The sequence below is a fragment of the Acidovorax sp. CF316 genome (genome assembly GCF_000276605.1).
In the GTDB taxonomy this organism is placed as follows: domain Bacteria; phylum Pseudomonadota; class Gammaproteobacteria; order Burkholderiales; family Burkholderiaceae_C; genus Acidovorax.
The window spans coordinates 1-807 of the sequence record NZ_AKJX01000191.1; the positions used below are offsets into that span (position 1 = coordinate 1).

The 807-nt window shown below is 65.9% G+C and carries 1 protein-coding gene and 1 pseudogene; both read right to left on the reverse strand.

Going from position 1 to position 807, the window contains the following annotated elements:
- Positions 1-669: electron transfer flavoprotein subunit alpha/FixB family protein (locus PMI14_RS23365; protein ID WP_007857958.1), on the reverse strand; the 669-nt coding region annotated here is incomplete at its 3' end.
- Positions 670-807: pseudogene (locus tag PMI14_RS34375) on the reverse strand (electron transfer flavoprotein subunit beta/FixA family protein); the annotation flags it as partial.

The window sequence follows — 807 nt, forward strand, 5'->3', positions numbered from 1 at the left end:
AGCGCCCAGCTTGTCGGCCAGCGGGGTCATCACTTCATCGAACTTTTCCTTGCTGCCCAGAGCCCGGCCACCGGAGACGATGATCTTGGCGGCGGTGAGTTCTGGGCGGTCGCTCTTGGCGATCTCGCTGCCCACAAAGCTGCTCTTGCCGGCATCCGCTGCTGCGGCGGATGCTTCGGTGGCTGCGCTGCCACCGGAGGCGGCTGCGGCATCAAAGCCCGTGGTGCGCACGGTGATGACCTTGACGCTGTCTGCGCTTTGCACGGTGGCAATGGCGTTGCCGGCGTAGATGGGGCGCTCGAAGGTGTCGGGGGAGATCACCTTGGTGATGTCGCTGATCTGGGCGACGTCGAGCTTGGCCGCCACGCGCGGGGCCACGTTCTTGCCGCTGGCAGTGGCGGGGAACAGGATGTGGCTGTAGTTGGAGGCGATGGCCAGGACTTGCGCGGCCACGTTCTCGGCCAGGCCGTGTTCCAGGCCGGGGGCATCGGCGTGCAGGACCTTGGCGACGCCGGCGATCTGGGCGGCAGCAGCTGCGGCGCCACTGGCGTTGTGGCCGGCGATCAGCACGTGCACGTCACCACCGCAGGCAATGGCGGCGGTCACGGTGTTGAGCGTTGCGCCCTTGATGGCGGCGTTGTCGTGTTCAGCAATAACGAGTACCGACATTTAGATCACCTTCGCTTCGTTCTTGAGTTTCTCGACCAGGGCGGCCACATCGGCCACCTTGACGCCGGCGCCGCGCTTGGCAGGTTCCGTGACCTTGAGGGTCTTCAGGCGCGGAGTGACGTCCACACCCAGGTCTTC